The organism is Enterobacter sp. CM29, assembly GCF_013179605.1.
Taxonomy (GTDB): domain Bacteria; phylum Pseudomonadota; class Gammaproteobacteria; order Enterobacterales; family Enterobacteriaceae; genus Enterobacter; species Enterobacter intestinihominis.
On sequence record NZ_JABMCU010000208.1, the window covers coordinates 1 to 7609 of the forward strand.

8 protein-coding genes are annotated in these 7609 nt (G+C 55.7%); all 8 read left to right on the forward strand.

The genetic code is table 11. From position 1 onward, the window contains the following. The coding region (locus tag HP459_RS19595) for an N-acetylmuramoyl-L-alanine amidase (protein ID WP_171936685.1) at positions 1-566 on the forward strand (566 nt) is incomplete at its 5' end. Between the two features lie 9 nt (positions 567-575). Further along, the gene (gene mutL, locus HP459_RS19600; RefSeq protein ID WP_154051838.1) at positions 576-2420 is read left to right on the forward strand and encodes a DNA mismatch repair endonuclease MutL; all 1845 of its coding nucleotides are present in this window, start codon (positions 576-578) and stop codon (positions 2418-2420) included. Beyond that, positions 2413-3363, forward strand: coding sequence for a tRNA (adenosine(37)-N6)-dimethylallyltransferase MiaA (gene miaA / locus HP459_RS19605; protein ID WP_023299133.1), 951 nt, complete (start codon positions 2413-2415; stop codon positions 3361-3363). The genes mutL and miaA overlap by 8 nt, the downstream gene beginning before the upstream one ends. An 85-nt stretch (positions 3364-3448) precedes the next feature. After that, positions 3449-3760 (forward strand): RNA chaperone Hfq, encoded by a 312-nt coding sequence (gene hfq, locus HP459_RS19610; RefSeq protein WP_006810391.1) that lies wholly within the window; start codon positions 3449-3451, stop codon positions 3758-3760. A gap of 74 nt (positions 3761-3834) precedes the next feature. Beyond that, positions 3835-5115 carry a ribosome rescue GTPase HflX gene (gene hflX, locus HP459_RS19615; protein ID WP_003855991.1) on the forward strand — a complete coding sequence of 427 codons (1281 nt, stop codon included), beginning with the start codon at positions 3835-3837 and terminating at the stop codon, positions 5113-5115. A 56-nt stretch (positions 5116-5171) separates the two neighbouring features. Beyond that, positions 5172-6431, forward strand: a complete 1260-nt coding sequence (hflK, locus tag HP459_RS19620; RefSeq protein WP_022646820.1) for an FtsH protease activity modulator HflK — start codon at positions 5172-5174, stop codon at positions 6429-6431. A gap of 2 nt (positions 6432-6433) precedes the next feature. After that, complete coding sequence (gene hflC, locus HP459_RS19625) at positions 6434-7438, forward strand: protease modulator HflC (protein WP_022646821.1); 1005 nt, start codon at positions 6434-6436, stop codon at positions 7436-7438. A gap of 71 nt (positions 7439-7509) precedes the next feature. Further along, the coding region (locus HP459_RS19630; RefSeq protein ID WP_171936686.1) for a DUF2065 family protein at positions 7510-7609 on the forward strand (100 nt) is incomplete at its 3' end.

The window sequence follows — 7609 nt, forward strand, 5'->3', positions numbered from 1 at the left end:
GTAAGCAAAACGCCAACTTCCTGGTGTCGATTCACGCGGATGCTGCGCCGAACCGTAACGCCACCGGCGCGTCGGTATGGGTACTGTCGAACCGTCGTGCCAACAGTGAAATGGCGAACTGGCTTGAAGAGCACGAAAAGCAGTCTGAACTGTTAGGCGGGGCAGGCGATGTGCTGGCAAACAGCCAGGCCGATCCGTATCTCAGCCAGGCGGTGCTGGATTTACAGTTCGGTCATTCTCAGCGCGTCGGGTATGATGTCGCCACTAACGTACTCAACCAGCTGCAAAGCGTCGGATCGCTGCATAAGCGTCGTCCGGAACATGCGAGCCTCGGTGTCCTGCGTTCGCCGGATATTCCGTCGATTCTGGTAGAGACGGGTTTTATCAGTAATCACGGTGAAGAGCGTTTACTGGGAAGCGACAGCTATCAGCAGCAAATTGCTGAAGCGATTTATAACGGTCTGCGTAAATACTTTGACGCGCATCCGCTTCAGTCTGCGCCGCAGGGCGGGGCAGCCCAGACGGCAAGCGCCGCGCTGCCGGGTGAGATGACCGCGACTAATTAAGGAGAGTTCATGCCGATTCAGGTTCTACCGCCGCAGCTCGCGAACCAAATCGCCGCCGGTGAGGTGGTGGAACGCCCTGCATCGGTGGTGAAAGAGCTGGTGGAAAACAGCCTCGATGCAGGGGCGACCCGCATTGATATCGATATTGAACGCGGGGGCGCAAAGCTTATCCGCATTCGTGATAACGGCTGTGGCATCAAAAAGGACGAGCTGGCGCTGGCGCTGGCGCGTCATGCCACCAGTAAAATTGCGTCACTTGACGATCTGGAAGCGATTATCAGCCTGGGTTTTCGCGGCGAAGCGCTGGCCAGTATCAGCTCCGTTTCCCGCTTAACGTTGACCTCCCGCACGGCCGACCAGCAGGAAGCCTGGCAGGCCTACGCCGAAGGGCGCGATATGGACGTCACGGTTAAACCAGCGGCGCACCCGGTAGGCACCACGCTTGAAGTGCTGGATCTTTTCTATAACACGCCCGCCCGGCGCAAGTTTATGCGAACCGAGAAGACCGAATTCGGACATATCGACGAGATCATCCGCCGCATCGCGCTGGCACGCTTTGATGTCACTCTTAACCTCAGTCATAACGGTAAGGTGATGCGTCAGTACCGGGCAGTGGCGGAAGGCGGGCAAAAGGAGCGTCGGCTGGGCGCCATCTGCGGCACGCCGTTCCTGGAAAAAGCGCTGGCCATTGAGTGGCAGCATGGCGATTTGGCCCTGCGCGGCTGGGTTGCCGATCCGAACGCCAGTAGCGCCGCGTTTGCTGAGATTCAGTACTGCTACGTCAACGGTCGCATGATGCGCGACCGCCTGATTAACCACGCCATTCGCCAGGCCTGTGAAGATAAGCTCGGCGCCGATCAACAGCCCGCCTTTGTGCTTTATCTGGAGATCGACCCGCATCAGGTTGACGTTAACGTGCACCCCGCCAAGCACGAGGTGCGTTTCCACCAGTCGCGTCTGGTGCATGATTTTATCTATCAGGGCGTCGTTAGCGTTTTGCAGAAGCAGGCTGAGCCAACGCTGCCGCTGGAAAACGACGTTCCTGCACCGCGATCGCTGCCAGAAAATCGCGTGGCGGCCGGACGTAACCATTTCGCTGAACCCGCAGCCGCGCGCGAACCAGTGGCTCCGCGTTTTTCGTCAGCGGGAAGCGCACCGCGCCTGACGGGCGCCAACTACCCAAATGCCCAGCCGGGGTATCAAAAGCAGCAAGGTGCGTTATACCGTAAATTGCTGGACACCCCAGCCGTGGAACGGAAAGAACATATTGAGGTATCGCCGTCTTCCCTTGACGGACATAGCCAGAGTTTTGGCCGGGTATTGACGATTGTCGCCCCGGACATGGCACTGCTTGAACGTGAGGGGAAATTGATGCTGCTGGCGTTGCCGGTAGCGGAACGCTGGCTTAAACAGGCGCAACTGACGCCAGGGGAAAACGCCGCCTGTGCTCAGCCGTTACTGATCCCGGTTCGGTTAAAAATAAACCATGAAGAAACAGGGGTTTTGCAGCGTGCCCAGGCGCTTCTTGCCGAAATGGGGATTGAAATCGTACTGGACGCGCAGCATGTGACAATTCGCGCAGTGCCTTTACCCTTACGCCAACAAAATTTACAAAACTTGATTCCTGAACTGATAGGCTACCTGGCGCAGCAAACGACGTTTGATGCCGCCGATACCGCGCAGTGGATCGCCCGCCATCTGGCCAGCGAACATTCGCCGTGGAGTATGGCGCAGGCGATTACCGTTCTGGCAGAGGTGGAACGCCTCTGTCCACAGCTGGTGAAAGCGCCGCCAGGTGGTTTGTTACAACCTGTTGATTTAAAAACGGCGATGACCGCCCTGAAACATGACTGATGTAAGTAAGGCGAGCCTGCCAAAGGCGATTTTTTTAATGGGGCCAACGGCCTCCGGTAAAACGGCGTTAGCCATTGAGTTACGTAAAGTTTTGCCAGTAGAGTTGATTAGCGTTGATTCAGCCCTCATTTACCGAGGAATGGACATCGGCACGGCGAAGCCCAACGCAGACGAACTGCGTGCGGCACCGCACCGTTTACTGGATATTCTCGACCCGGCACAGGCTTACTCCGCAGCAGATTTTCGCCGCGACGCCTTAGCTGAGATGGCCGAGATTACCGCCGCGGGACGCATACCGCTGTTAGTTGGCGGCACGATGCTCTACTTTAAGGCGCTGCTGGAGGGGTTATCGCCTCTGCCATCGGCCGATCCGGAAGTGAGAGCGAAGATTGAGCGGCAGGCGGCAGAGCAGGGGTGGGACGTTTTGCACAGGCAACTGGAAGAGATTGACCCGGTTGCCGCAGCGCGGATCCACCCAAACGATCCGCAAAGGCTTTCCCGGGCACTGGAAGTTTTTTTCATTTCGGGTAAAACTTTAACGGAACTGACGCAAACGTCAGGAGACGCTCTGCCGTATCAGGTGCATCAGTTCGCCATCGCCCCGGCGAGCCGTGAACTGCTCCATCAACGAATTGAGCAGCGTTTTCATCAGATGTTGGCTTCAGATTTTGAAGCAGAAGTGCGGGCGCTTTTTGCCCGTGGAGATTTGCATACGGACATGCCTTCCATTCGTTGTGTGGGATACCGCCAGATGTGGTCGTATCTTGAAGGCGAGATTTCATACGATGAAATGGTTTATCGAGGTGTTTGCGCCACGAGACAGTTAGCGAAGCGCCAGATCACCTGGTTGCGCGGTTGGGAGGGGGTTCACTGGTTAGACAGTGAAAAACCACAACAGGCGTTAAACGAAGTGATTGAGGTTATTGGTGATATCGCTGACTGAATGTGTACAATTAAGCCGTATCGTGCGCAATTTTTCAGAATCGCAAGGTTCTAAGTACAAAACAAGCATATAAGGAAAAGATAGAATGGCTAAGGGGCAATCTTTACAAGATCCGTTCCTGAACGCATTGCGTCGGGAGCGTGTTCCAGTTTCTATTTATTTGGTGAATGGTATTAAGCTGCAAGGTCAGATTGAGTCTTTCGATCAGTTCGTGATCCTGTTGAAAAACACGGTCAGCCAGATGGTCTATAAGCACGCGATTTCTACTGTTGTTCCGTCCCGTCCGGTATCTCATCACAGCAATAACGCTGGCGGCGGCACTGGCAGTAACTACCATCATGGCAGCAACGCGCAGGGTTCATCTGCTCCTGCGCAGGACAGCGAAGAAACCGAATAAGGTTTTGGGCTGTTTTCCACACGGGGAGCCAGGGATCCTGCGTTCCCCGCTGATCTTTTTAGAGAGGTTTACGCTTGTTTGACCGTTATGACGCCGGTGAGCAGGCGGTGCTGGTACACATCTATTTTTCGCAAGACAAAGATATGGAAGACCTCCAGGAGTTTGAATCTCTGGTCTCTTCCGCCGGTGTCGAAGCAATGCAGGTGATTACCGGTAGCCGTAAAGCGCCGCACCCGAAGTACTTTGTTGGTGAAGGTAAAGCAGTTGAAATTGCGGATGCCGTAAAAGCAACCGGCGCATCAGTCGTGCTGTTTGATCATGCGCTGTCTCCGGCTCAGGAACGTAACCTGGAAGCTCTCTGCGAATGTCGTGTTATCGATCGCACGGGGTTGATCTTAGATATTTTTGCTCAGCGTGCGCGTACCCACGAGGGTAAGTTGCAGGTTGAGCTGGCGCAGTTGCGCCATCTGGCGACGCGTCTGGTGCGTGGCTGGACACACCTTGAAAGACAAAAAGGCGGGATTGGTTTACGTGGCCCGGGTGAAACCCAGCTCGAAACCGACCGTCGTTTGCTGCGTGGCCGTATAACCCAGATCCTTTCTCGTCTGGAGCGTGTCGAGAAACAGCGCGAACAGGGGCGTCGGGCGCGAACCAAAGCCGACATCCCAACGGTGTCGCTGGTGGGCTATACCAACGCCGGTAAATCCACCCTGTTTAACCAGATAACCGAGGCCCAGGTGTATGCCGCAGACCAGCTGTTTGCGACCCTGGATCCTACGCTGCGCCGTATTGACGTCGCAGACGTCGGTGAAACGGTACTGGCGGATACCGTAGGGTTTATCCGCCATCTGCCGCACGATCTGGTGGCGGCGTTTAAAGCGACGTTGCAGGAGACGCGTCAGGCGACCCTGCTGCTGCACGTGATTGATGCGGCTGACGTACGCGTGCAGGAAAACATCGACGCGGTGAATGTGGTGCTCGAAGAGATTGACGCCCACGAAATTCCCACCCTGTTGGTGATGAACAAGATCGATATGCTGGACGATTTCGAACCGCGTATTGACCGAGATGAAGAGAACAAACCAATTCGGGTCTGGCTATCTGCTCAGGCCGGGATTGGTGTGCCACTGCTTTTCCAGGCTTTGACAGAACGTCTTTCCGGTGAGGTAGCTCAGCACACGCTGCGACTGCCGCCACAGGAAGGCAGGCTGCGTAGCCGGTTTTATCAGCTTCAGGCGATAGAAAAAGAGTGGATGGAGGATGACGGCAGCGTGGGGATGCAGGTGCGTATGCCGATCGTTGACTGGCGTCGCCTCTGTAAACAAGAACCTGCGCTGGCGGACTATATCGTCTGATCAGAAAGGGGAAGCCTGAAAAATTCGCCCTTGCATAACAAATATGGAGCATATACATGGCGTGGAATCAGCCCGGTAATAACGGACAAGACCGCGACCCGTGGGGAAGCAGCAATAATCAAGGCGGCAACTCTGGGGGAAATGGCAACAAAGGTGGTCGCGAGCAGGGGCCGCCGGATCTGGATGATATCTTCCGCAAACTGAGCAAAAAGCTTGGTGGCCTTGGCGGAGGAAAAGGTTCTGGCTCGGGTGGCAACTCCACTCAGAGTCCGCGCCCGCCTATGGGTGGCCGCGTAGTAAGCATTGTGGCCGCGGCGGTAGTCATCATCTGGGCAGCCAGCGGGTTCTACACCATTAAAGAAGCAGAGCGCGGCGTGGTAACCCGTTTCGGTAAGTTCAGCCATCTGGTTGAGCCGGGCCTGAACTGGAAACCGACCTTCATTGATAACGTGACCGCAGTGAACGTGGAGTCCGTCCGTGAACTGGCGGCGTCTGGCGTGATGTTGACCTCTGACGAAAACGTGGTGCGCGTTGAGATGAACGTCCAGTACCGCGTGACCGATCCTGAGCGTTATCTGTTTAGCGTGACCAGCGCGGATGACAGCCTGCGTCAGGCGACCGACAGCGCCCTGCGTGGCGTGATCGGTAAATACACCATGGACCGTATCCTGACCGAAGGTCGTACCGTTATTCGTAGCGATACCCAGCGCGAGCTGGAAGAGACCATCCGTCCGTACAACATGGGTATCACCCTGCTGGACGTCAACTTCCAGGCTGCACGTCCGCCGGAAGAGGTGAAAGCGGCGTTTGACGATGCGATTGCCGCGCGTGAAAACGAACAGCAGTACATCCGTGAAGCGGAAGCGTATACCAACGAAGTTCAGCCGCGTGCAAACGGTCAGGCGCAGCGTATTCTGGAAGAAGCGCGCGCGTATAAGACCCAGACCATCCTGGAAGCACAGGGTGAAGTGGCTCGCTTCGCGAAGATCCTGCCGGAATATAAAGCCGCGCCGGAAATTACCCGTGAGCGTCTCTATATCGAGACCATGGAAAAAGTGCTGAGCCATACGCGTAAAGTGCTGGTTAACGACAACAAAGGCGGAAACCTGATGGTCCTGCCGCTGGATCAGATGCTTAAAGGCGGTTCTGCACCGGCAGCAAAAGACAACAGCGGAGCCAACAACCTGCTGCGTCTGCCGCCAGCCTCGTCTGGCAGCTCCAGCGCGAACACAACGCCTTCTTCGAACGATGGTGACATTATGGACCAACGCCGTGCTAACGCGCAGCGTAACGACTACCAGCGTCAGGGGGAATAAGGATGCGTAAGTCAGTTATTGCGATCATCATCATCGCACTGGTCGTGCTCTACACCTCCATCTTTGTGGTGAAAGAGGGCGAACGTGGGATCAAGTTCCAGTTTAGCAGCGTCGTGCGTGACGGCGACAAGCGTCCGGTGATCTACGAGCCGGGTCTGCACTTCAAGGTGCCTTTCATTCAATCAGTCAAAACGCTCGACGCACGTATCCAGACCATGGATAACCAGGCCGACCGTTTCGTGACTAAAGAGAAGAAAGACCTGATCGTTGATTCCTACATCAAATGGCGTATCAGCGACTTCAGCCGCTACTTCCTGGCAACCGGCGGTGGTGATGTTTCTCAGGCAGAAGTGCTGCTGAAACGTAAGTTCTCTGACCGTCTGCGTTCTGAAATTGGTCGTCTGGATGTAAAAGACATCGTGACCGACTCCCGTGGTCGTCTGACACTGGAAGTGCGTGATGCGTTGAACTCAGGTACAGCGGGTACCGAAGACGAAGTGGAAACACCGGCAGCGGATGACGCGATTGCCAAAGCGGCTGAACGCGTTCAGGCTGAAACCAACGGTAAAGTACCGGTGATCAACCCGAACAGTATGGCTGCACTGGGTATCGAAGTGGTTGACGTGCGTATCAAGCAGATCAACCTGCCAGCGGAGGTGTCCGAGGCGATCTACAACCGTATGCGCGCCGAGCGTGAAGCGGTAGCCCGTCGTCACCGTTCACAGGGTCAGGAAGAGGCCGAGAAACTGCGTGCCGCAGCGGACTACGAAGTGACCAAGACGCTGGCGGAATCTGAGCGTCAGGGCCGTATCCTGCGTGGTGAAGGCGATGCCGAAGCCGCGAAGCTGTTTGCCGATGCCTTCAGCCAGGATCCCGACTTCTACGCCTTTATCCGTAGCCTGCGTGCTTACGAGAATAGCTTCCAGAGCAACCAGGATGTGATGGTACTCAGCCCGGACAGCGATTTCTTCCGTTATATGAAGACGCCGACTAACGCAACGCGATAAACTCAGGCTCGTTTGAGTATTCAAACCACCGCTCTTCACGGAGCGGTGGTTTTCTTTTATAAGGATGAAAAATGAATTCAACGATCTGGCTCGCACTGGCTTTGGTTTTGGTGCTGGAAGGCCTCGGCCCGATGCTCTATCCACGCGCATGGCGACGGATGATCGCGACCA

Bases quoted from the DNA above. Each gene is read 5' to 3' on its own strand.
- mutL (WP_154051838.1), top strand. From the start codon at position 576: ATGCCGATTCAGGTTCTACCGCCGCAGCTCGCGAACCAAATCGCCGCC.
- miaA (WP_023299133.1), top strand. From the start codon at position 2,413: ATGACTGATGTAAGTAAGGCGAGCCTGCCAAAGGCGATTTTTTTAATG.
- hfq (WP_006810391.1), top strand. From the start codon at position 3,449: ATGGCTAAGGGGCAATCTTTACAAGATCCGTTCCTGAACGCATTGCGT.
- hflK (WP_022646820.1), top strand. From the start codon at position 5,172: ATGGCGTGGAATCAGCCCGGTAATAACGGACAAGACCGCGACCCGTGG.
- hflC (WP_022646821.1), top strand. From the start codon at position 6,434: ATGCGTAAGTCAGTTATTGCGATCATCATCATCGCACTGGTCGTGCTC.